18 protein-coding genes and 1 pseudogene are annotated in these 24,822 nt (G+C 48.8%); 15 read left to right on the top strand and 4 right to left on the bottom strand.

The genetic code is table 11. The features are described from left to right. Positions 1 to 49: 49 nt before the first annotated feature. Entirely contained in the window at positions 50 to 1,213 is a 1,164-nt protein-coding gene (gene lpxB / locus HMPREF9431_RS01040; protein WP_004379192.1) for a lipid-A-disaccharide synthase, read from the bottom strand. 8 nt (positions 1,214 to 1,221) lie between these two features. Next, on the bottom strand, positions 1,222 to 1,998 hold the full coding sequence (gene surE, locus HMPREF9431_RS01035) for a 5'/3'-nucleotidase SurE (RefSeq protein ID WP_004379191.1): 777 nt from the start codon (positions 1,996 to 1,998) through the stop codon (positions 1,222 to 1,224). Positions 1,999 to 2,101: 103 nt separating this feature from the next. On the opposite strand from surE, the gene HMPREF9431_RS01030 reads away from it, so the two are divergent. From HMPREF9431_RS01030 to HMPREF9431_RS13120, 9 genes and pseudogenes are all read left to right on the top strand, one after another. After that, on the top strand, positions 2,102 to 2,866 hold the full coding sequence (locus HMPREF9431_RS01030; RefSeq protein ID WP_004379190.1) for a ParA family protein: 765 nt from the start codon (positions 2,102 to 2,104) through the stop codon (positions 2,864 to 2,866). 30 nt (positions 2,867 to 2,896) lie between these two features. Continuing rightward, positions 2,897 to 3,793, top strand: coding sequence for a ParB/RepB/Spo0J family partition protein (locus HMPREF9431_RS01025; protein WP_004379189.1), 897 nt, complete (start codon positions 2,897 to 2,899; stop codon positions 3,791 to 3,793). Further along, positions 3,794 to 4,507: a DUF5683 domain-containing protein gene (locus HMPREF9431_RS01020; protein ID WP_004379188.1), complete on the top strand. Its 714-nt coding sequence runs from the start codon at positions 3,794 to 3,796 to the stop codon at positions 4,505 to 4,507. A 55-nt stretch (positions 4,508 to 4,562) separates the two neighbouring features. Then, positions 4,563 to 5,927 carry a lytic transglycosylase domain-containing protein gene (locus HMPREF9431_RS01015; protein ID WP_004379187.1) on the top strand — a complete coding sequence of 455 codons (1,365 nt, stop codon included), beginning with the start codon at positions 4,563 to 4,565 and terminating at the stop codon, positions 5,925 to 5,927. Positions 5,928 to 5,944: 17 nt separating this feature from the next. Further along, a pseudogene (locus HMPREF9431_RS01010) lies at positions 5,945 to 8,220 on the top strand (RelA/SpoT family protein). A 387-nt stretch (positions 8,221 to 8,607) separates the two neighbouring features. Next, entirely contained in the window at positions 8,608 to 8,793 is a 186-nt protein-coding gene (locus HMPREF9431_RS01005; RefSeq protein ID WP_004379184.1) for a hypothetical protein, read from the top strand. 44 nt (positions 8,794 to 8,837) lie between these two features. After that, positions 8,838 to 10,487, top strand: coding sequence for a hypothetical protein (locus tag HMPREF9431_RS01000; RefSeq protein ID WP_231287675.1), 1,650 nt, complete (start codon positions 8,838 to 8,840; stop codon positions 10,485 to 10,487). A 524-nt stretch (positions 10,488 to 11,011) separates the two neighbouring features. Continuing rightward, positions 11,012 to 11,917 (top strand): DUF6261 family protein, encoded by a 906-nt coding sequence (locus tag HMPREF9431_RS00995; RefSeq protein WP_004379182.1) that lies wholly within the window; start codon positions 11,012 to 11,014, stop codon positions 11,915 to 11,917. A gap of 436 nt (positions 11,918 to 12,353) precedes the next feature. Then, entirely contained in the window at positions 12,354 to 12,659 is a 306-nt protein-coding gene (locus HMPREF9431_RS13120; protein ID WP_231287674.1) for a hypothetical protein, read from the top strand. A gap of 122 nt (positions 12,660 to 12,781) precedes the next feature. Here HMPREF9431_RS13120 and HMPREF9431_RS12670 read toward each other — a convergent pair whose 3' ends face one another. Beyond that, a complete protein-coding gene (locus HMPREF9431_RS12670; protein ID WP_155812902.1) occupies positions 12,782 to 13,081 on the bottom strand; it encodes a hypothetical protein in 300 nt (99 codons plus the stop codon). A gap of 713 nt (positions 13,082 to 13,794) precedes the next feature. Here HMPREF9431_RS12670 and HMPREF9431_RS00985 point away from each other — a divergent pair. Genes HMPREF9431_RS00985 through HMPREF9431_RS00960 form a run of 6 tightly spaced genes read left to right on the top strand, consistent with a single transcriptional unit; the run spans position 13,795 to position 24,076 of the window. Further along, a complete protein-coding gene (locus tag HMPREF9431_RS00985; protein ID WP_231287744.1) occupies positions 13,795 to 17,172 on the top strand; it encodes a SusC/RagA family TonB-linked outer membrane protein in 3,378 nt (1,125 codons plus the stop codon). Positions 17,173 to 17,177: 5 nt separating this feature from the next. After that, on the top strand, positions 17,178 to 18,725 hold the full coding sequence (locus HMPREF9431_RS00980; RefSeq protein WP_004379180.1) for a RagB/SusD family nutrient uptake outer membrane protein: 1,548 nt from the start codon (positions 17,178 to 17,180) through the stop codon (positions 18,723 to 18,725). A gap of 28 nt (positions 18,726 to 18,753) precedes the next feature. After that, complete coding sequence (locus HMPREF9431_RS00975) at positions 18,754 to 19,383, top strand: hypothetical protein (protein ID WP_004379179.1); 630 nt, start codon at positions 18,754 to 18,756, stop codon at positions 19,381 to 19,383. A gap of 5 nt (positions 19,384 to 19,388) precedes the next feature. Continuing rightward, positions 19,389 to 19,862, top strand: a complete 474-nt coding sequence (locus HMPREF9431_RS00970; RefSeq protein WP_004379177.1) for a hypothetical protein — start codon at positions 19,389 to 19,391, stop codon at positions 19,860 to 19,862. 25 nt (positions 19,863 to 19,887) lie between these two features. Next, positions 19,888 to 21,225 (top strand): thioredoxin family protein, encoded by a 1,338-nt coding sequence (locus HMPREF9431_RS00965; protein ID WP_004379175.1) that lies wholly within the window; start codon positions 19,888 to 19,890, stop codon positions 21,223 to 21,225. 13 nt (positions 21,226 to 21,238) lie between these two features. Beyond that, a complete protein-coding gene (locus tag HMPREF9431_RS00960) occupies positions 21,239 to 24,076 on the top strand; it encodes a M16 family metallopeptidase (protein WP_004379173.1) in 2,838 nt (945 codons plus the stop codon). Between the two features lie 439 nt (positions 24,077 to 24,515). Here HMPREF9431_RS00960 and HMPREF9431_RS13115 read toward each other — a convergent pair. Further along, a partial coding sequence (locus HMPREF9431_RS13115; RefSeq protein WP_004379171.1) for a hypothetical protein occupies positions 24,516 to 24,822 on the bottom strand: 307 nt, incomplete at its 5' end.

Here is a 24,822-nt window from a genome sequence, read left to right as displayed (position 1 = left end):
AAATTATATCATCAGATTTTAAAGAAATTTCGGCCACGTGGCCTTGCGGTTAGCCCCGTTGCAAAAGTGCTATCATTTGCCGGGCAGCATTTTGTGCCGCGCGTTCCTCGCCCAACCGCTCCTCCACCAAACGATAGCCGGCCAACATCTCGCTGCGATTCGCACCACCGGGTAGGATTTGCGCCAGTTCGGCTGTGATTTGTTCCACCGAAAAACGATCGGCGAAAAGCTCCGCCACAACCTCTTTATCGGCGATGAGATTGACCAGCGAGATGTAGTTGCACGACAGGATGTGGGTGAACGCCCAGCGAATGAGCCGCGGAACGGGCGTTTTGTAGCACACCACCTGGGGCACACCAAAGAGTGCGGTCTCCAAGGTTGCCGTGCCACTAGTGACCAAGGCGGCCGTGGCATGCTGCAACAAGTCGTAAGTGGCGTTTTCAATACGATGCAACACCATCCCATTCGGCACAGTCACGCGGGCTATCACCTCATCATAATAGCGCGCTTCGATGGCTGGCGCGCAGGCTAAAACCATCTGGTAGCGGTCGGCGAAAGAAGCTGCGGCCTGCATCATGGCGGGCAAATTGTCCTTAATCTCTTGCTTTCGGCTACCCGCCAGCAAGGCGATGATGGGTTTGTTGGGAGTTAGTTGGTGCTGTGCGGCAAACGCTTCGGCCGTGGTGTGATGGACTTTCCGATAAGCCGCCACCTCCTCGGCCGTGGGGTTGCCCACGTAATGAATGGGGAAATGGTGCTTTCGCTCGTAGAAATCTACTTCGAACGGCAGGATGGAAAACAATTCGGTCACATCGCGCCGAATGGCTTTGATGCGCCATTCTTTCCACGCCCAAATCTTGGGCGAGATGTAATAGTAAGTCGGGATGGTCGTATGCCGCTTCAGAAACTTTGCAATACTGAGGTTAAACCCCGGATAATCCACCAGGATAACCACATCGGGATGCCAGGCCACAATGTCGCGTTTGCATTGCGCCATGTTGCGAAAAATGGTGCGCAGATGGAGCAAGACAGGCACGAAACCCATATAGGCCAACTCGCGATAGTGCTTCACACATGTGCCGCCAACGGCCTGCATCTTATCGCCACCAAAGAAACGAAACTGGGCATCGGCATCGTATTGCCGCAGAGCTTTCATCAATTCGGCAGCATGCAAATCGCCGCTGGCCTCGCCTACAAGGAGATAATATTTCATGTGTTGAGTTAAAGGTGGGTGTCCCAGCCGTGTATTTTCTGCAAAAACGAATAGTCGGTGGTATCGATTTTCAGGGGTGTGACGGCCACATAACCATGTGCCAACGCCCATTGGTCGGTATCTTCGCTCGCCGGCTCGTCGTTCTGATAATGTCCAGCCATCCAAAAATAATCGTAATGGCGGGGGTGCGTAAATCGTTCTACCTCGTTCACCCAACTCCCATGGGCCATGCGGCAGGTCTTAATGCCTTTGAAAGGCGGCTGTGCGGGGAAGTTCACATTGAGGTAAACGCCCTTGGGCAAGCCTTCCTGCATCACACGTTTCACCAGCGCGAGCACGTCGCTTTGCAGGTAGCTGAGGTCGGCATCCTCGTCGTCGTTGCACGTAGAGAGGGCTATCGAAGGAATATACTTCATACAACCCTCCTTAGCTGCGCCGATGGTGCCCGAGTAATGATGATTGACAGAGGCATTATCGCCATGGTTGATGCCACTGAGAATGAGGTCGGGCCGGCGTGCATGGCACAGTTCGCTCAGTGCTAACTTAATGCAATCAACCGGCGTTCCGTTGCACGACCACACCTCAATCTCGCCCATATTGTGGCGCTGCTTAAGGCGCAAAGGAACAGCAGCCGAGAAGGCACACGAGAAACCCGAACGTCCCGATTCGGGCGCACACACTAAAAGGTCGGCCTGATTTTTTAAAAATGAAACCAACGTTTTAATGCCGTTGGCATGATAACCATCGTCGTTCGAAATTAAAATAAAGGGGCGATTTTGTGCCATTCTATCTGTTTTGAATTCGCCGCAAAAGTACTAAAAAAAAGTTTATTTATCGTGTTTCTCGCCCAAAATATGTACCTTTGCGGACAAAACAACGTTCTTAGAAATGGGAAAAATAATTGCATTAGCCAATCAAAAAGGTGGCGTCGGTAAAACAACAACAACCATCAATTTAGCCGCCTCGTTGGCTACGTTAGAAAAATCTGTGCTTGTGGTCGATGCCGACCCGCAAGCCAATGCCTCAAGTGGCTTGGGGGTTGACACCAAAGAGGTCGATTGCTCGCTCTACGAATGTATCATCGACCACGCCGATGTGCGCGATGCCATCTACACAACCGATATTGAAGGCTTAGATATTATCCCCAGCCACATTGACTTAGTGGGAGCAGAAATCGAAATGTTGAATTTAGAAAATCGTGAACGGGTGCTCAAAAATCTCTTAGACCCTATTAAAAAGGAATACGATTTCATTCTTATCGACTGTAGCCCTTCCTTGGGACTCATCACGGTAAATGCACTCACGGCAGCCGACTCTGTGGTCATCCCCGTGCAATGCGAATACTTCGCCTTGGAAGGTATCAGCAAGCTGTTGAGCACCATCAAAATTATTAAGAGCAAGCTCAACCAGCAGTTGGAGATTGAAGGTTTCTTGCTGACCATGTACGACAGCCGCCTGCGTTTGGCCAATCAAATCTACGATGAGGTGAAGCGGCATTTCCAAGAGTTAGTGTTCAAAACTGTTATCCAGCGCAATGTGAAACTCAGCGAAAGCCCGAGCCACGGACTACCCGTCATTCTGTATGATGCAGACTCCACCGGCGCCAAAAACCATTTGGCATTGGCAAAGGAAATTATCAACAAAAACGCATAAGCAAACATCGCAATCATAGAAGGAACAGCAATGGCAGTGCATAAAAAGTTTAACACATTGGGGCGTGGTCTCGACGCCCTGATTTCAACCGACGCAGTTAGAACACAAGGTTCGTCAACGATTAACGAAATCGCTATCGAGCAAATTCAGGCGAACCCCAATCAACCGCGCCGCGAATTTGATGAAGAAGCACTACAAGATTTAGCGCACAGCATAAAAGAAATTGGCATCATCCAACCCATAACGCTACGGCAGATTTCTGATAATCGGTTTGAAATCATCGCAGGCGAGCGACGCTGGAGAGCTTCGCAATTAGCCGGACTGAAAGCCATTCCGGCCTACATTCGCACCATCAAAGACGAGAATGTGATGGAAATGGCGCTCGTTGAAAATATTCAACGCGAGGATTTAAACGCTATTGAAATTGCCTTAGCCTATGAACATCTCTTAGAAGGTAGCGGCATGACGCAAGAGAAAGTGTCTGAACGCGTGGGCAAAAGCCGTACAGCCATCACCAACTATTTGCGCCTACTGAAATTACCTGCACAAATTCAAATGGCTTTGCAAAAGAAAGAACTCGACATGGGCCACGCACGTGCGCTCCTTTCTATCGATAGTCCTTCGTTGCAGATAAAAGTGTTTAAAGAGATTCAGAAACACAACTATTCGGTAAGAAAGGTTGAAGAATTGGCGCAAGCATTAAAGAACGGCGAGGATATAGACAGCGGGAAAAAGAAAATCGTGGCAAAAAACCAATTGCCGGAGCCGCTGAATGAAGCAAAAAAGATGCTCACGAATTGTTTGAACGCAAAGGTGCAAATGAGTTATTCGGCTAAAGGAAAGGGAAAAATAAGTATTCCGTTTGCCAACGATGACGACCTGAAGCGCTTATTAAGCATTTTCGAACAACTAAAAGGAAAGGAATAATTGGTGATAAAGTTTTATCACGTCATCGCGATCGTCGTGCTGTTTGTGCTACCAACAACGCTTTGGGCACAACAAGAAAATGCAATGGTTGCTGTTGTGGCTAATCAACAACAAGGCTATACCGCCTCCATACAGATGCAAAAAGACAGCACAACACTCGCGCACAAAAGCCAGCAACCTCGCAAAAAAATGAAACGTGATTGGGCCACTTGGAAGCCCAATCCTAAGCGAGCATTATGGCTTGGGCTCATTCTTCCCGGCGCAGGACAGATTTATAACCAAAAGTTTTGGAAGCTACCTATTATATATGGTGGCATGGTGGGGTGTGCTTACGCCATTCAATGGAACAACCAAATGTATCGTGACTACGCACAAGCCTACATGGACATTATGGACAACGACCCCACAACAGCCAGTTATAAACAGTTTGTCCATTTAGGAACAACCATCAACAGCTCCAACATAGCGCGCTATCAAGAACTCTTTAGAAGCCGAAAGGAACGCTATCGGCGCTGGCGTGATTTAAGTATCTTCACAATGATTGGCGTTTACGCGCTCTCGGTCATTGATGCTTACGTAGATGCTTCTTTGTCCGAATTTGATATTTCAAATGATTTAAGTTTGCGTGTAGAACCCACTGTGATTAAAACGGGTGCACCATCTAATCCACTACAAACTTCAGGAGTTGGATTACATTGCAGTTTAACCTTCTAAACGGCAAGACAATAAGGCACGCTACATGCACAAGAATAAGAAAGAATAATTTAAAATGAAGAAACTCTATTTATTAGTCTTCACACTTTTGTCTCTCCCCGTTGTAACGATGCAGGCACAAGTTGTAGATGAAAATGAGACGCATGATGACGAAACTGAAATTACCGTCACCAATGCAAAAGGGAAAAAGGAAGTCATCGACCTTCCAGAGGCAATGACAATGCAGTTAGACAGTTTGATGCACTTATACAACACCAAAACCTATCTACGTCCCGACACAACGTGCAACCTACCCGATATAAATCCGGTTTATGATGCTTCGGTATATAAGTTTCGCTTAAGCAAGCTCCCAACCATTATCGAAATGCCCTATAATGATGTCGTACAAAAGTTCATCGACTTATATAGCGGTCAACTGCGACGGTCGGTCAGCTACATGTTAGGTGCACAGAATTTCTACATGCCCATCTTCGAAGAAGCTTTAGAAGCCTATGGTTTACCATTAGAACTAAAGTATTTGCCTGTCATTGAGTCAGCCTTGAATCCACGAGCTGTCTCACGTGTGGGCGCAACAGGATTATGGCAGTTCATGCTCAACACCGGAAAGCGCTACGGTCTGACCGTAAATTCTTTGGTGGATGATCGGCGCGACCCCGTGAAATCGTCGTATGCTGCAGCACACTATCTGAGCGACCTCTATAAAATCTACGGTGATTGGAATTTGGTGATAGCAGCCTATAATTGTGGCCCAGAGAAAATCAATCAGGCCATTCATCGCTCAAAGCAAAACGACTATTGGCAGATTTATCCCTATCTGCCTCGAGAAACGCGTGGTTATGTGCCCGCATTCATTGCAGCCAATTATATTATGAACTACTATTGCGAGCATAATATATGCCCCATGATGACCGAGCTTCCCGCAAAAACGGATACCGTCGAAATTAAACGCGATTTATATTTCGAGCAAATTGCCCATGGATTAGGCATCGACATCGACCAGGTTGCTGCCCTTAATCCCCAATATCGTCGCAGCATCATCAACGGCAGTTGGCGTCCTTCTACGCTACGGTTGCCGGCCATGTTGGTGACAAAATTCATCGACAATGAAGATTCGATTTACAATTATGTTCCAACCGACATGAACGCCAAGCGAACAGAAGTAGAAATTAACGACGAAGAGCCGACCATCGTGCGTTATAAACGCGTCTACAAGCACAGTGCCTCGGCGAGAAAAGGTAAAAACAGACATGCCAAGAATAAGAGGGGCGTAAAAACAGCTTCAAAGAGTATTACCATCAAAGAGGGCGACACACTCTCTGAAATTGCGGCACGCAACAACACCTCGGTTGCTAAATTAAAACGGCTGAACGGCATTCAAGGCAGCAACATCCGCGCAGGCAAAAAGCTTAAAGTGAAATAACAAAAAGAACGAAGAGCATGAGTGAGCATGAACTGACGGAGACAAGTCGTGAAATGTTGGATGAAGAAATGGTGACGCAAGCCTTTCAACATCTTTTAGACACCTATTTGGCTTCACGACATCGCAAGAAAGTTGAAATCATCACCAAGGCTTTCAACTTTGCCAAGCAAGCCCACAAAGGTGTTAAACGCCTTTCGGGCGAACCTTATATCATGCACCCCATCGCCGTGGCGCAAATTGCTTGCGAAGAGATGGGGCTCGGCTCAACCAGCATTTGCGCTGCTCTACTCCATGATGTCGTCGAAGATACCGACTACACCATCGAAGACATCGAAAACATCTTTGGTCCTAAAATTGCCCAAATTGTTGATGGGCTAACCAAAATCAGTGGCGGCATTTTTGGAGACAAAGCCTCGGCACAAGCCGAAAACTTCAAGAAATTGCTGCTCACGATGAGCGATGACATCCGCGTCATCCTCATAAAAATCTGCGATCGCCTGCACAACATGCGCACATTGGCTTCGCAACCTGCCAACAAACAATATAAGATTGCAGGCGAGACGCTCTACATCTATGCACCGTTGGCCAATCGCTTGGGACTGAATAAGATTAAAACCGAGCTCGAGGACCTGAGTTTCAGCTATGAGCATCCCGAAGAATATGCCGCGATTAAAAGCAAATTAGCACTGACACAAGAAAAGCGCGACGAGCTATTTGCACAATTCACACAGCCCATTCGAGAGGCCTTAGACCAAATGGGGCTGAAATACACGATTAAAGCGCGCGTAAAAAGTCCGTATTCTATATGGAATAAGATGCAAAACAAGCACGTAACGTTCGAAGAAATCTATGATATTCTCGCCGTCAGAATTATCTTCGAGCCCAAGGTGCGTAGCGAAGAAATCAACGAATGTTTCAACATCTATGTGGCCATCAGCCGCATCTATAAAAGCCATCCCGACCGTTTGCGCGACTGGCTCAACCACCCCAAAGCCAACGGCTACCAAGCTTTGCACGTAACCTTGATGAGCAAACAAGGACGCTGGATTGAAGTGCAGATACGTTCCGACAGAATGAATGAAATTGCCGAACAGGGATTTGCCGCGCATTGGAAATACAAAGATGGAGGCGAATACAGCGAGGACGAGACCGAGCTCAACGATTGGCTCAGCACGATTAAAGAGATCTTAGACGACCCGCAGCCCGACGCGATGGACTTTTTGGACAGCATCAAACTCAACCTCTTTGCCTCCGAAATATTTGTCTTCACTCCGAAAGGCGAAATCAAAACCATGCCCGCAGGCTGCACCGCCTTAGACTTCGCCTTCCAAATTCACACCTTCTTAGGAAGTCACTGCATCGGCGCAAAGGTAAACCACAAGTTGGTGCCACTGAGCCACAAGCTCAACAGCGGCGACCAAGTAGAAATTCTCACCAGCAAGGCGCAACACGTGCAAGCCTCGTGGATTAATTTCGTCTCAACCGCAAAGGCACGCGCCAAAATACAAGCCATCTTGCGGCGCGACGAGCGCGAGACACAGCGCAAGGGCGAAGAGACACTCACCGACTGGCTCACGCGCAACCAGTTGGAACTCACCTCATCGGTATTAGACAAGTTGGTTGAGTTGCACCATTTACAACGCCACGATGAGCTATTCGCAGCCATCGGCAACAAGCAAATCATCTTGGGCGACCAGGACCTCGACTACCTGTTGGGCAAAGATGTCAAAGAAAAAAGCACCACCACCTGGCGACGCTACGTGCCCTTTCTCCACGATAAGAAAACCCCTGCAACCACCGAGAAACCCAATAAACTGTCGCAGCTGTTCACCGTGGGTGCCGATTTCAAAAAGAAAAAGCCCGTCCTCATCAACGAAGAAAACATCAACACCTATGTGTTCCCCGATTGCTGCCACCCCATTCCCGGCGACGACATTCTGGGCTACATCGACAACAGCAACCACATCGAAATCCACAAGCGCGCCTGCCCCGTGGCCAGCAAGCTCAAATCGAGCTATGGTAATCGCATTTTAGACGCCAAGTGGGACATGCACAACCTCCTCTTCTTCGACACAACCATACAAATCAAAGGCATTAAGGCATGCTCTGCGATTTGGCCGAAGTGCTCTCCGAACAATTAGGCCTCTACATCCGCAACGTAAGCATCGGAACCAACGAAGGCATCTTCGAGGGGAAGATTGACGTGCGGGTGCACAACCGAAACGAAGTGGGAACCATCATCACCCAATTAAAAGGCATCGACGGTTTGCAAGAAGTGACCCAAATCATGTAAGCGCAGGCGCCGGCACATTTTTCGCTGCATTGTTTGCCGCTTCCAACAAAACTTTATATCTTTGCATCCGATGTTCGTTATAAACATCATCAAAACAATAACGCGTGTAGGTGTAAAAATGAAGACAGAAAATAAAAATATTTCGACTTTTAACAGCTTTTATTTGGCAGAACCAAATAAAAGTGTAACACACACACACACACACAGGAGCGAGACCAATATAAAGGTACGCGCGACGCGCGCGTAATATACAACATAATCTCTTATAAACAAAGGGTGTGCAAGAAGTTTTTCATAAACTTTTTGCACACCTTTTTCGTGCCTATAAATGAACAAAAAAACAAGGAAAAGATAGTAGTAAAATGAATCATTTAAAATTGAAAGAAAATGAAAAAGCAAGTAAAGCGGGCATACATCGCGCCTGCAATTGAAGTGTTTGCACTCGAAGTTGAGAACACCTTAGGAAAGACTTCATTCCACGGCGGCCACCTTGCCGGCGAAACAGCCGACGACGGCATTGATCAAGGCGGCGGTCACGGCATTGGTGACGTGGAGGAAGACGAAGGCGATTAACTTCTGAAGCGGTTTTTAGTAACATTAGTTTTTAATTAAGAAAAATGAAAATGAAACAAAACTTATTTTATGCAGCAGCCTTTGCCTTGGCTTTGCTGGGCTGCTCGCAGAATGATGTAACCGAGCCATCGGACAAAGGTGGTGCCAAGACGGGAACGGCCTTCACGGGCAAGTCAAGCCCTCAAATGGGCGAAAATCCCGTGAGCCGCACCTCAATCGACTACGATCGCACGGCACGCACCATGACCTACTATTGGGAACCGGGCGACAAAATTTGGCTCAACGATGGCAACAACGCCGAGACCGAAGCCAGCAGCCGCGTGGCCAACTCGAGCTTCTTCTTCACCACGGGCACCTATCACGCACAGCATTACGACGTTTATTATCCCGGCAAAAACGCCACAGCTTATAACGCCGTGACCATTCAAACCACACAGACGCAAGCCGCACCCAACAGTTCCACCCATTTGGGCGATGCCGGAGACTGCGGCGTAGCCACGGCCGATCGGCAGAGCGATGGCGGCTACACCTTCTCGCTGGCCCACAAGGCTGCCTACCTGTGTTTTTTGCCGCGCACTACCAACGTCACCGAAACGGGCTGGGTGATGACGGCCATTAAAGTGACAGCCAACAACAACATCGCCGGCAACTACACCCTCACCACCACCGGGCTCACCGGCACGGGCTCGTCAAACGAAATCACCCTCAACACGGGCAATTTCGACATCAGCAATGCTGCCACGAGCCTCGCCACCAACGGCGCCTACATGGTGATTGCACCGGGCGTGCACACGCTCACCGTGGAATACACCGTGAAGAACACCAACACTGGCAACACCGGAACCATCGTGAAGCATCTCGATTCCAAAGACTACCATGCCAACACCCTCTACCCCCTCACCGCTCATCTGTTCAGCGAATATTCCAACACAAAATACTATCTGTGGGATGCCGAACACGACATGTGGGAAGGCAAAACACCCGTAGACTATGCTTCTGGCCTATATGCTGCGTCTGATAAGATAACTCTGGTGGGGTCGGGCTATACATCTATACCAGCCGACCAATATCGTTGGCTGAATAGCAATCCTCCCGAAGTGACGGGCTTTACCATGTCACATGGCTACGGCAATAAATTCTATTATGCTACACGCAAGGCCAAGGACTGCCCCAATGTGTGGGAGTTGGCTTGGTATTACGATAAGGGCGATATACATTGGGACGATGAAGCTGCCTTTCTGTTCCGTGGAAAGATTTACCATGGCGGCGTATGGATTAAAAAGCAAAGCGTGATAGCCGCAGAGAACAGCACCACGGTGGCCGCCCTTAAAAACACTTATCCCGGCGTGCACCATGGAAATCAAGATGACCTGATTCATCCTGATGGCAGTAATGGTGGTGGTCCGGGGTTTGGGAAAGCGACGGTGCAGGGGGTTCCCTCTCCCGCAACACTCAAGAACTATTTCTTCCTGCCACCATTAGGCACTTATGGCGGAGAGAGTGGAGGGTATATTACCCCTAATGATTGGAATAAACTTTATGGTTTAGGCACTTATGGTGCTTACATGTGCTCGAATACTTATGATAATCTCCAGTGGTATTATACATGGGCATTAGATTTTACCCGCACAACCGTAAGACTTAACAATGAACAGAATATGAGAAATGGTCTGCCCTTGTGGAAAGCGCAATAACACGGTTAGTCCCCAGGGGGATTTTCAATTCCCAAACGGAAACGCATTAGTCCCCAGGGGGATTTTCAATTCCCAAACGGAAACGCATTAGTCCCCGGGGGGATTTGTAATTCCCGAACGGAAACAGGTTAGTCCCCGGGGGGATTTGTAATTCCCGAACGGAAACAGGTTAGTCCCCGGGGGGATTTGCAATTCCCGAACGGAAACGGGTTGGTCCCCAGGGGGATTTGCAATTCCCAAACGGAAACGGGTTAGTCCCCGGGGGGATTTGCAATTCCCGAACGGAAACGGGTTAGTCCCCGGGGGGATTTGCAATTCCCGAACGGAAACGGGTTAGCCCCCGGGGGGATTTGCAATTCCCGAACGGAAACGGGTTAGTCCCCAGGGGGATTTGCAATTTCCAAACGGAAACGCATTAGTCCCCGGGGGGATTTGCAATTCCCGAACGGAAACGGGTTAGTCCCCAGGGGGATTTTCGATTTTATCCATTAAATCATGATATTATTCTTAAAAATAAAGTTACAATGAAACAGATTGAAGCAATTAAATTGAAGGACATGAAAAGTGGCGCCCATTTTTTGTTCATCACCGACACGGTGGGGCTCGCCACGGCCGATGCCAAAGTAAAAACAAAGGTGACGGCCGAGTTGACGGCCCTGCAAACGGCGCTGAAGGCCGAGGACGATGCGCTGGCGTTGTCGAAAGCCAACCTGCTGAGCGGCGAAATCAAAACGCTCGATACGGAGCGCGACAAGCACTACAAGGCGCTGCGCAAGGCCATCAAGTTTTTCCTGAGCCATCCCGATGCCGAGCAGGTGAAGGCCGCTCAGCGGTTGGAACGGTTGCTGAAGGATTACAACATCGACCCCAAGATGCAGCTGGACCGCGAGACGGGCTTGTTGCTCAACCTCATCAGCGATTTGGAAACGAAATCGGCTGCCGACGTCACGGCCTTGGCATTGACGCCCGTGGTGCAGGCCATGAAGCAGGCCAACGACAAGCTGCGCGAGGTGACGCGGGCACGTGCCAACGACCGTGCGGTGCAGATTGTGGGTCAGTTGAAGCAGGCGCAACACGCCTCCGACGAGGCCTATCGCGCATTGGTGCAAAAGGTGAATGCCTTGGCGGTGGTCGAGGGCGAGGCCGATTATGCCGATTTCATCAGCAAGATGAACGAGCAGGTGAAGCACTACAAGCAGGAGGTGCTGCCCAAGGCGAAGAAAAAGGATGGCGGCAAGCAGCCCGGCGACAGTGGAAAACCCGGAGAGGGGAAGAAACCCGGAGAGGGGAAGAAACCTGGTGACGGCGGGAAGAAGCCCAATGGCAAGAAGCCGGGCGATGATGCTGCAAAGCCGGGTGACGGTGGCGACGGCAAAGATAAACCGGGTGGAAAAGGTCAGGGCGATGCCACGGTGACGCCGAAAGAATAACTTGTTTTAAAACAAATGGCGTCATCCACGGGACACCGAAAGAATAATTTGTTTTAAAGCAAATGGCGTCATCCACGGTGACGCCAAAATCATAATTTGTTTTAAAATAAATGGTGTTATCCGCGGTGACGCCGAAATCATAACATACACACACTTTTTTATTTTAAGTAATGGGGGCGGGAGTGCGCGATGCATTTCCGCCCCCGAGTGTTGTGTGGATTGTTTACGCGTTTCGTTTGTGTAGTTGATATCGTTTGGGAGGATTGTACGCGGATGTATAACGGAGTTTGGTAGGGGCGGTGCCTGTGTGCCCGCCCGTGTCGCCCTGCAAGGGCGCATCCATCGTTAAAATCCCGCGCACAATGCGTATATTTTTGGATGGAAACGCCGCTGCGCGGACGTTCGGGCGGGCACACAGGCACCGCCCCTACGCATTTTGCTTGAGAAAATTGCGCGTAGGCGGTTGATGGTGTTTGGGTGGATTGCGTGGAAAAATATGATGGAGTTTGGTGGGGGCGGTGCCTGTGTGCCCGCATCGCCCCACAAGGGTGCATTCGTCGTTAAATTCCCCGCGCACAATGCGTGTATTTTTGGTATGGAAACGCCGCTGTGCAGACGTTCGGGCGGGCACACAGGCGCCGCCCCTACGGTTTCGTTTGGGGATGGATTGTGCATGGCCAACGCATTTCGTTTGGGGGGTGATGTTTGCAAATGTCGTTATTCCGCGTGTGTAAATGGATAGGGAGGGAACAACGCCGTAGGTGTTGTACTTTTGATAGCGCAGGGTTGATTGAGCGCAGCGAAATCTACCCTGGGTAAAGTCGTGAAGGGGAACCTATGCCATCGGCATTGTACTTTTTTTAATCAATTTTCGTGTGGGGAAATCATTCGCCGCGTGTGGTAATGATGTGTGATGAGAAAGAGTACAACCCCCAAGGGGGTAGCCTCCTTGCTTGCATTGTTACCCAGGGTAGGCAGCGTTGCACTTGCCAACCCTGCGCTTTCGAAAGTATAACCGCGATGCGGTAGGGGCACACCGTGCGATTGGCGTGGGCTATCGAATGTACAATGTGATAGGGTAATGGCACACCGCGTGGTTTGATGGAGATGGGTAGGGGCGGTGCCTGTGTGCCCGCCCGTGTCGCCCCACAAGGGCGCCTCCATCGTTAAATCCTCGTGTGTAAATGGATGTGGGGGAAATCAAGCCTGTAGGGCTTGTACTTTTGATAGCCCAGGGTTGCCGACGAAAGGAGGCTACCCTGGGGAAAGTCGTGGAGGGGAACCTATGCCATCGGCATTGTACTTTTTAAAATCAATTTGCGTGTGGGAAACCATCTGTTCGCCGCGTGTGGTAATGATGTGCGATGAGAAAAAGTACAACCCCCAAGGGGGTAGCCTCCCCGCTTACATCATAACCCAGGGTAGGCTGCGTTGCACTTGCCAACCCTGCGCTATCGAAAGTACAACCCCGATGGGGTAAGGGCACACCATGCGGGGATTGATGTGCGGACTATCAAAAGTACAACCGCGATGCGGTGGCACACCGCACGTGTGGGGTCGTCTAATATGCGATGGCTAATGGTTCACCACATGTGGTTTGATACAAATGGAGGGTTGCGGCCATGGCTTATTCCCGAAAAAACGACGAATGCACTTGCAAAATAAAAAATATATCGCTAAATTTGCAACGCACTTTGGTGATGTGCTCACAACGCTAACACCAGCACATGACCTCGAAAGTGCTCCTATTTGAAATTAAACAGAACGTAATGAATGATTATGCCAAACCCATTGTGCAAGGACGTTCGCTGCTCCTTGCGTTTGTTTGCTTTGTCGCTCTGCTGCTCGCACCTATTGTCGATGCGCAGGCACAAGTGATGGGCAAACATTTTTCCATCTCGTTTAAGGATAAGCCTGTGGCGGCTATCCTCGATTTTCTCGCTAAAAAGGGCGATTATGCCATCCACTATACCGACGATGTGAAGAACGACACGCTGCTGCTCACCATCTCGCTGGAAGATGTCGACGAGTTGAGTGCCGTGGAACGGTTGCTGCCCAACACGGCGTTCACCTATCGCGTGGAAGGAAAGCGCATTGAGGTGTATAAGATGCAACAAGCCGTGCAAGGAAAATTCACGCTGCAAGGTGTGGTGAAAGACAAAACGGGCGAGACGGTACCGTTTGCCACGCTGCAAATCAAAGGCACGACGCAAGGCACCACAGCCGATGCCGATGGAAAATTCTCCATGGCCGTCAATCAAGAGACGGGCAACGTGACGGTGTCGAGCGTGGGTTATGAAACGAAAACTTTGCACTACACGGCCGGCAAGACGATGAATATTGTGCTGGCAGCTTCGGCCTATACCATCGGCGAGGTGTCGGTGATTGCCTATGGCAAACGCAACACGCGCGAGCAGGTGGGGGCCATCACTTCGGTGAAGGTTGAGGATTTGCAAAAGGCGCCTACGGCCAGCATTGAAAATCTGTTGCAAGGCCGCATGTCGGGCGTTGATGTCACCAACATGTCGGGCTCGCCCGGTGGTGGTGGTTCGCGCATCACCATTCGCGGTTTTAGTTCGCTCAATCAGCAAGGCATCAACGACGGCAGTCCCTTGTTTGTGATTGACGGTATTCCGGTTTCGAGCAGTTCGTCGACTCTCACGGGCGGCATCAATCCGCTGTCGAGCTTAGACCCTTCGAGCATTGAGTCGGTGCAAGTGTTGAAAGATGCAGCTTCAGCTTCGCTCTATGGTTCGCGCGCAGGGAATGGTGTGATTTTGATTACCACCAAGAAAGGTAAAACCGGGCGCACGGAAGTGAATGTGAGTGCGTCGCAATCGCTCTCGTGGTTGCCTGCCACCCCTAAACAAATTCTGGGTAAAGGCGAGCGTGACATTGCCTTGCTTTTGGCCAAACATCAGCGTGCGGCGCATTACGATTACCTCACCGACCGCTTGATTTATCCGCATTCTCACAATGACAGTTATGGCTGGGATGCCGACTACGATGGTGCTTACGACTATCTGTGGCGCAATGGTAAAGTGGTTGAGGGCGACCGTCGTTTGCCTGCCATCGCGCAAGACTCGCTCAACAGCTTTTACAACAATAAAACCAACTGGTGGAAATATGCGTTCCGATTGGGACGCGTGACGAAAGGCGATGTGCAATTAGCTGGCGGCACCGAAAACATGCGGTTCATGGTCAATGCAGGCATATACGACGAAACGGGTATCATGATTAGTTCGAATTTCCGCCGATACAGCTTGCTGAGCAACCTTGATTTTAATTTATCGACCAAGCTCAGCGCATTCACACGCATCAATTTGTCGTATGCCACGCAGCAGGCCGGTTCGGACATGGGGCGTGCGCAAGGACTGACATTCGACCCGAAACTCACATCAACCCTTTTGCCCGGAAAAGGTAGTACGGCCGAACGTGAGGCATTGAAACAGCTGCGCGACATCGATAAAACAAATTCGAATTACAATGTGCGCTTGAGCGGCGGCCTTACTTACACGCTGCTTAAAGGGCTGAAGTTTGCCTCGACGGCTTCACTTGACCATTATTTCACGCGTATTTATATGTTTACGCCCGACTATCTGAAATATGATTTGAAATCGGAGGTGCAAGGTTCGAACATCGCCATGACAGGCATTCAAACCGAGAATATACTCACGTATAATCTCAACCTGCCCCACGAACAGAAGTTAGAACTCATGGCGGGTATGACCTATAATTATGATTTGCTGCAAAATATTAGCGGAACGGCAAAAGGTGGTCCAACGAATTCCATTAAATATGCAGGTGAAGGTTGGCCCTTGTTGATTAACGATGCCTCGGGCACAGTGAAGGCTGCGCAAAACTTTCTCACCAACAAGCAGGAACAAGCTTTAGTGAGTGTGTTGGGGCGTGTGGCCTATAACTATAAGAAACGCTATTTGGCCGAGCTTTCTATTCGTTCGGATGGTTCAAGCGTTTTCGGAAAAGACGTGCGCTGGGGTACCTTTCCTTCAGTGGGTTTAGGTTGGGCTTTCAGCGAGGAACGCTTCATGAAAAAATATTGGTGGTTGAGCTTTGCCAAGCTCCGTGCATCATGGGGTAAGTCGGGACAGAAGTTCCAAGAGCCCTATTTGGCACTCGGTGTGATAGAAGAGAACAATGTGTTTGACGGCACCTTAGGTCTCATTCCCGAAACGATGGCCAACAAAAAGCTGACGTGGGAAGAGAGCGACCAATATGATTTAGGTCTTGATTTGCAACTGTTAGACTACCGTTTGAAATTCAAGGTAGACTATTATTATAAGTATTCCAGCAAACTCTTGATGCAATCCTACTTGCCGGGCAATGTGTTCTTAGCTTCACGCATGTGGGACAATGCTTCGGCCATTTCCAACGAAGGTATTGAGTTTGAAATGCAAGCCGACCTCATCCGCCGCAAGGATTTAAATTGGAGTGTTGGCTTCAACCTGTCGCACAACCGCAACATGCTGCGCAAGACTTATAATGGCGAAGATTTGAACGATAAAGTCTTGGGGCGTCCGGTCTATGGCATCTATACCTTTAAAGATGAAGGTATCGTGCAGCAAGCATCCGACATTCCAATGTATCGCAATGCTTCAGGTAAGTTGCTTCCTCTCTATTTCCAGTCGGTTAATAACCCCTTGCGCGTAGGCGGACGCAAGATTAAAGACCAAAACTTCGACGGTGTGATTGATGATAAAGACCTTTATTATGCCGGCAGCACCTTGCCCGCAGCCTATGGTGGTATCAATAGCCACGTGGAATGGAAGGGATTAAGCCTCGATGTGCTGTTTAGCTACACCCTCAGCCGCAAAGTGATGAATATGTACCAAAACAGTGCCTTCACTTTCACAAAAGACTTTGGCGTGATGATGAACCATTTCAACATCCATGATTATTGGACACCCACCAATAGGCAAGCCAAAAATCCATCGTTAGAATTTGCCGACAAAGATTATATTGGACAGTTCGACGGCAATGTTGACTCCAATATTGAGAATGTCAGCTTCATCAGACTCAAACAATTGGTGCTGGGTTATCAGTTGCCCAAGCAATGGCTAAAGGGAACATTCATTAAGGATGTCAACCTTTATCTCAGCGGCGAGAACTTATTCTTGCTCACAAATTATTCGGGAGTCGACCCAGAGGTGATTAATCCCTACACGGGAAAAGATGACGGTACACAATATCCACTGAACCGAAAGATTACTTTCGGCGTGAATTTAAAGTTTTAAGGCGTATGAAAAAAATAATACTTCTCTCAATAGTTAGTTTCGGCCTCTGTGCTTGTAACCTCGATTTGCAACCCGAGAACGGACTAACCTACAGCAATTCTTTCAACACCGAGAAAGAGGTGAATGCAACCACCACATCTATTCAATATTTCATCAATACAGTTGTGGGCAGCAATTATGTCTTTGCTACAGCGGGCATAAAGTTGGATGCACTGTTGGATGGCACGCAAGTGCGCGAATGGAATCCTCGCACAGTGCTTTCAAGTGATTATTCTTGGAAAGGATTGTATGACATTATCTTCGAATCAAATTTGCTGCTTGATAACATTGACAGAGCAAAAGGTCTGCCTGAGGAGCGCAGAAACTATCACATGGGACAAGCCGAGTTTGGTTTAGGCTTAGCTTATTTCCTGTTAGCACAACGCTATGGAGAAGCCATCATCACCGAAAATTCATCGGTGATTAAACCCTATCCCCTTTCTTCGCAAACCGAAGTGCTGAACGCTGCCGTAGTGCATGCACAAAAGGCTTTTGCGATGCTGCCCACCTTTGATAAACTAACGGACATCAACGGAGCACTCATCACCAATCGACAAACCGCTTCAAAAGGAACCGCTGCGGCACTTTTGGCACAGATTTATGCTTGGAAAGGAAGCGTGACAGAACTCTATCACCTGCAAGGAAATGCGCAGGCCGATTATCAGAAATCGGTTGAATATGCCACAAAACTCATTAACGGCCAAGTTGGAAATTATCAGCTATGCAGCAATCCCGAAGAGCTTTGCACGTATCTGTCAAATCAAAAGAGCCCCAATCCTGAGGCTATCTTCAGTTTGCTCTTTGACAAAACACGGTCAGCCTATGTTGCTTCGCCCAATGAAGTGGCACGAAACTTTGTCAGTTGGCCTGTGAGAGAAGACCAAACTTTAGCCGATCTTCCAACCAACACCACTTATCAACTGTACAAAACAACAGTAGACGAGCTTTTCCCCGATGCAAGTGACCAGCGCTTGCAAGCCTTTTTCTACGACTGGGGCACGCCACATGTGGTTGATGGTGAAGACTATGCCCTCATGAATAAGTTCAGAGTAGCCATTATGGACCCCGATCAAATAGCTCCCGGTCAAAAGAGTTATCGCACGGTTGATGCCGATTATGTTTACTGGCGATTGGCCGACATCTATCTTCTGCGGGCAGAATGTTATCAGAAGTTGCACAACGATGCCAGTGCCATTGCCGATTTAAATCGCATCCGAACACGAGCTGGTGCGCTCACCTACCCTTCTATCTACGACACCGAAGGTCTTAAGAAAGCCATTTTCCGCGAACGTGAGAAGGAGTTTATTGGCGAAAACGACGCGCGTTATGCCGATATTATTCGCAATGGTTATGTGAAGGACGAGCTTCAAGGAAAGTTTAAACTGCTCACCAATCGTGAGATTCTGAATGGTGCACTCTTCTTACCGTTGCCAAAAGATGCTTGGCAAGATAAAGATGGACATATCATTAACAACCGGTTGCGCCAGAAACCCTATTGGCAGGCGTATAATTAATAACGAATAAAATAAGATGCAACATCAAATGAAAAAAATAAGACTTCTTTTCGCAGCCTTTGTAGCAACATTGTTGGCTACAAGTTGCACCCAATATAATTTTGAAGATACGGGCTTAGCCAATGGGAAGCACGAGAAATCGATGTGGGATTATTTCGGCGAAGACTCGTATAACTGGGACTCGCTCCGCGTGATGGCTAAACGTGCCGACCTCATTCCACTCTTTCAAGGCAACAGCCCTTATGGCAAAGATTTTACGTTCTTTGGTCCTACCAACCACACCATTAGACGCTATCTAAAGAAGAATGGTTTGGAAAAGGTTTCTGATATTCCCGTCAACGATTGCAAAACATTTATTTTAAATGGTGTGCTTCTTAAACACATGATGTTGGGCGATTTTAAGCGTGGCACACAATCGACCGATACGTCTACACCTATCGGTAAAGGAGGTGAAATGTTTACGATGGCTTCGGGGCGGAAACTTTGGATTTATAGCTTCCAGGAACCCTATAATAATGTTCCGGGAACAGGGCCTGTACAAATTTATTTGGTATCGCCCACCACTACACGAACGTCACATGTCGGCTCATGCAACATCGAAACGCAAACCGGTGTGGTACACGCTTTAGATTATAACTTCAATTTAAATGATTTTTAACGACAATGAAAAAGAAAACCAACATGCTCTACATGGCAGGCATGGCACTGCTATTTACATTATGTTGCACAGCGTGCAGCCACATGAAGGTGGGCTATCTGCGCACAACTGGAGCCTCGTTTTCCCCCGACTCCATCAACGCCTTTCACAATGTTGATCCCACCAGTGAGCAATACATCGAGAAAATTCCCTTTGTCTCAACACGCATTCAAGGCGTAGCAGGCACGCACCCCATTAATTATGAACTGGCGCATGTGAAAGCCGACAATGCCACAGCCGCTCAATTATTTATGAAACTCTATCATGAGCAGCTGATTTCTGTGGCTGGAGGAATGGTTGTTGTAACACAAGAAGCGACAAAACAATTACCCAACGGACACTATTACTTAACATTCCGCATCTTTAATGACGACCACGAGGCACTCTTAGAGAACGTGTTTAAAGTGGTTGTTACAGACGATGAATTGCCCTTATCATAAAATCAACATTTAAAAGTACACGAAGATGAAAACAAAATGCTATCTCTTTACTGCGCTAATGGCTATCTTTTGCCTCACAATTCATGCGCAATCGCAACAGAATAACGCAGCAAATACTTCAGAAGGTATTAAGTTCTTTCAAGGAACCTTTGCAGAAGCCTTAGCACAAGCGAAAACAGCAAACAAGCCACTCTTTGTCGACTTCTATGCCGTTTGGTGTGTGCCCTGCCGCAAAATGGCCAAGACGGTGTTCACCCTCCCCGAAGTTGGGCAATATTTCAATGAGCACTTTATCAACATTCAGATTGACGCCGAAAAGAAAGAAAATGTGGATATTGCCAAAAGCTACAAGGTTGAAGCCTATCCTACCCTCGCCTTCATCGCCCCAGACGGCAAAGCGCTGTCAGTAAATATGGGTGCAATGGATCAGAACGAGTTGTTGGAAGCGGCAAAGATTGCGGCCGGAGAAAGTGTCAGCTTTGAACAACTCTACAATCAATACAAGGCCAACAATAATGATTTAAGCGTGCAACAAACCTTATTGCTCAAAGCACCAGCTTTTTTGCAGGCACAAGAAGGCATGGAAGCCGACAAATGGGTGACACGCTTGCAGAAGCTCTATCGCAACTATATCGCAGCAAAAGCCCCCAATCAGCTCATCAACGAGAATGACTATCGCATTATTTTGAGTTTAGAGGGTAGCGACGACAAAGTGCACAAGCAATATATTGTCGATCTGATGAACGACCATTTAGACGAATGGATGAAAGCGGTGGGCAAAGCACCTGCTTATTATATTGTAGAGGCCAACGACGCTTTTGCCGAAGATTTGGCCAAGGAAGGCAACGCAAAGTATAAGGAGTATGTGGAAAATGTGAAAACAAAATATGGCAAAGCCTATGATGTTATCGGCCTTACCACTATCAATCCCTATGAGAAGGCCAAGCTCTACAATGACGCCTTGTTCAATCTTTATAAAGATAAAGATGTCGATGGCTACATCAAAGCCATGCAAACCTATTTCGAAAAGATGGGCAGCAACCTTCAAGCAGCCGATTATGGAAAAGCTGCACAAAATCTTTATGCCGCAGCAGGAAAGGTTCTCAAGCCCAAAGATCACGAAGTGGCTATTCAATGGGTAGAGAAAGCGCTGGCACAAGACGATGCCATCATGGATCGTGTGAACTATATGGTGATGATTGGCGACTCTTATCGTGAGTTGAAAAACTACGACAAGGCACGCCAATACTATAACCAAGGGTTTGCAGAGACGCTGAGATTAGAAAACATGGAGATGCCACAAGCGATGCTGCAAGGTGCCATTAAGCAAAAACTTGCCACACTTGAACTGCTCGAAAAATAACACAACAGACAACATGCGTATGTCACAACCTGCTTTAAAAAGACTTTTTGCGCTCACATGCTTCTGCCTGTTGGTGCTCACAACCCTCACAGCGCAAACCACCATCAAAGGATTGCGGAAGGGAAAGTTGCCCAACGGACTGACCTATTATATTTATAACGACGGAAGCGACACGAAGGAAGCACAATATTATTTGTACCAAAACGTAGGCGCTATTTTGGAGAACGATGCCGAAATAGGATTGGCTCACGTGCTCGAGCATTTGGCTTTCAACACCACCGATCACTTTCCCAACGGCATTATGAATTTTTTGCGCAGCAATCATCTCAACGAGTTCGAAGCCTTTACGGGCATTGACGATACGCGTTATGCCGTGCACAACGTGCCCACAACCGACGAAAAACTCAATCAACAGATGTTATTCGTGCTACGCGACTGGTGCCACGGTATCAAGATTCTGCCCAAAGATGTTGAGAAAGAGCGCGGCATCATTCTCGAAGAGTGGCGCCACCGTGCGGGTATCGATCGCCGGATAACCGATGCTATCGCACCCGTCGTTTACAACCACTCACGTTATGCACAGCGCAATGTCATTGGCACGCAAGCCATTCTTGAGACCTTTAAAGGCAAAGAGGTGAAAGCGTTCTACGACAAATGGTATCGCCCCAACATGCAGTTTATCGCGATTATTGGCGACGTGGACATCGACAAAACCGAACAAGCCATTATCGCCACCTTCAAATCGCTGCCCAACCAACAGGCGCCAGCCGTTGCATCCGATGTGCGGAGCATTGCCAACAACGCGACGCCACTCTATCTGCCATTCGTCGACAAGGAAAATAAAAGTGCCTCATTTGGCCTTTATCAGCGCTACGAGGTGAGGGATGATGCACCCGAAGAAGCGCGCACCCGACAGTTTCTCTTCGCCAAATTCTTCAACACCTTAGCCCCCAAACGGTTTGCAATGCTCAAAAATGCCGAGAAAGAAGCATTTATTGCCGCCGAAGTAAGCCTGTCGCCTTTGGTGCGCAACTATTATCAAATGGCATGGGATGCTGTGCCCTATCAGGGAAAGGCGCAGCAAACGTTGCAGCAAATGCTCGCCATACGCCACGACTTAGCCGAAAAAGGGTTTACGAAAGAGGAATTTGAAACCGAGAAAAACAACCTCTACAATGGCATGAAAGACGTGCTGGAGGCTAAAGGACTGGGCACACCCGACAACGTGCTGATGCTGCTGAAACAAAACTTCCTATGGGGATTGCCCATTCAAGACTTCCGCACGCAAATCAATCGCAACATCGAAACGTTAGTGGAGCTTGAGCCCGAAGACCTCAACAACTGGTTGCACGGCCTGCTGAGCAACGACAATCTGGCTTTCGTCACCTACGAGAAACGCCCCGGAGAGCTGCATCTCAACGAGCAGACGTTCCTCGCAGCGCTCCATCATCCCCAACCAACAGACATTGCTTTTGCACCCGAAAAGCCCATCCAAAAGCTCATCGATTTCAACATCACACCGGGGAAAATCGTAGCCGAAAAGCCGCTCAAAACCTTGCAAGCCAAAATGTGGACGCTGAGCAACGGCGCAAAGGTCATCTACAAATATCTGCCCAATGCCCAACAGCAATTTCTTTTTGCCGGATCGGCCGAGGGCGGAAAAGCCATGGTGGCGCCCAACGATTTGCCCAACTACACGGCCATGCGCGCCCTACTCATGCAGTCGGGGCTCTATCGTTACAACCGCAACCAGTTGGCAAGCTGGCTGCAAGGCAAGGATTTAAACCTCACGCTCTCGCTCGAAGACTACACCGACGGACTGGGCGGAAACGCACCCGCGCAACAAGCCGACAACTTCTTCGCTTTCGCCTATTTAGTGCTCACGCGGCAAAACTTCAGCCCCACGGTGTTCGACAAATATCTGCAGCGCAACCGCTATTTGCAAGCCAACAAGGCAACTACGGGCATGGAAGCCGTGCAAGACTCCATTCGGCAGCTGCTCTACCCCGTCAGCCCGCTCAATCCGCAGCAAAACGAGGCCTTCTTCCAAGCGATGCAGCAGGACAAGCTCCAAGCACAGTTCGAGGCACATTTCGGCAATGCGGCACGCTTCACCTTCTGCCTTGTGGGCAATTTGCCCGAGACGCAGGCGCGCGAATTGGTCTGCCGCTATCTTGCCGCGCTGCCTGGCCAATCGCAAACGGCAAAGCCAACGATGCACAATCTTGATTTCGCTTCGAAAGCACCAAGCATCAAGCACACTTTTGAAGCCGACATCGAAGACGATATGGCCGAAATCGAACTCTCGTGGCGCAACGACATGAAGCTCACCGAACGCGAGCAGAGTGCCCTCGAGGTGCTGCGCAGCATGGTGGAACGCCGTTGCTTCGACGTGTTGCGCGAACAAGAGCAGCTCACCTACACCATCGGCGTGCAAGCCAACTACAACGTGCAGCCCACAGCCCACGAAGACTTCAGCATACACCTCTCGACGGCAAGTGAGCACATTGCCCGCGTGACGGCCTTCGTTCGTCAAACCCTCGACGAGATGCAAGCACAAAAATTCTCGGCCGATGCGTTTAAAGCGGCCATGATTCCCTTGGCGGTCGACGAAGAAGCACCGCAGAACCCGAGCACAGACAATCCGTCGCTGTGGATGGGACTGCTCAACATTTATGCCGAAACGGGCGAAGAGCTGACGCCCGAAGAAAGTGCCAAGGTGGCACCCATCTTCCGCACGCTCACGCCACAAGACGTGGCGGCCGTGGCCAAAAAGGTGCTGTCCACGGCACGGCAACGCGAAATCATCGTACGTCCCAAGCCGCAACAGGGCAAACGCACGTTTAAATAGCCCGCACATCCTCCCCAAAACACTGTCGCCAGCCCCACGACAGTGTTTTTTTTTACGTCCGAGAGCAGTTGGTAAGAATTTACAATGGGATTTTTACCAACGGAGGGCAGTTGGTAAGAATTTGCAATAGGATTTTTACCAACGGAGGGTAGTTGGTAAGAATTTGCAATGGAATTTTTACCAACGGAGGGTAGTTGGTAAGAATTCGCAATAGGATTTTTACCAACGGAGGGTAGTTGGTAAGAATTTGCAATGGGATTTTTACCAACGGAGGGTAGTTGGTAAGAATTTGCAATGGGATTTTTACCCCCGAGGGTAGTTGGTAAGAATTTGCAATAGAATTTTTACCCCCGAGGGTCGCGCGTCAAAAAAAAATGAGTTTTTTCTGCGCCGGAGGGTCACGCGTCAAAAAACAATGGATTTTTTCTGCACCCGAGGGTCAAGCGTCAAAAAAAAACGGATTTTTTCTGCGCCGCAGGGTCAAGCGTCCAAAAATAATGGATTTTTTCTGCGCCGCAGGGTCAAGCGTCCAAAAAATAATGGATTTTTTCTGCGCCGCAGGGTTGCGCGTCAAAAAAAAATGGATTTTTTCTGCGCCCGAGGGTTGCACGTCCAAAAATAATGGATTTTTTCTGCGCCGCAGGGTTGCAAGTCCAAAAATAATGGATTTTTTCTGCGCCGCAGGGTTGCACGTCCAAAAATAATGGATTTTTTTCTGCGCCCGAGGGTCAAGCGTACAAAAAAAA

The sequence above is a fragment of the Segatella oulorum F0390 genome (genome assembly GCF_000224615.1).
Lineage (GTDB): Bacteria > Bacteroidota > Bacteroidia > Bacteroidales > Bacteroidaceae > Prevotella > Prevotella oulorum.
This window is presented reverse-complemented; position numbering and strand designations above follow the sequence as displayed.